This window comes from Christiangramia aquimixticola, assembly GCF_048285835.1.
GTDB lineage: Bacteria > Bacteroidota > Bacteroidia > Flavobacteriales > Flavobacteriaceae > Christiangramia > Christiangramia aquimixticola.
The window spans coordinates 1-290 of sequence record NZ_JBLVTL010000267.1 but is presented as its reverse complement, the minus strand read 5'-3'; the positions used below and the strand labels follow the sequence as shown (position 1 = coordinate 290).

The following is a 290-nucleotide window of genomic DNA, read 5'->3' as shown; positions in this document are numbered from 1 at the left end:
CCTTAAGCAAAGGGAGTGGTCTGCCGCTAATTTTAAATTCGCCACGGCTGTTTCGGTGATGTCATCATCGCGGATTGAAGGAGAAACGCTAGAAGTGGACAGCTATGTAAAGCATAAGGTACTGGATATCGAATATCTGCCCAACCTTACCGAAAAGCCAAATGACTTATATGCTGCCTATGAATTTGCCCGGGACAACCGTTTGAACCTTCCCAATTTTTACCAAGCACACAGCATTGCCACGAAGCATTTACTTCCCGAGCATCTGAGAGGGAAAGTAAGGACGGGTA

General features: G+C 46.2%; 1 pseudogene. It reads left to right on the top strand.

The features are described from left to right. Nucleotides 1-290: pseudogene (locus ACNKXV_RS14435) on the top strand (Fic family protein); the annotation flags it as partial.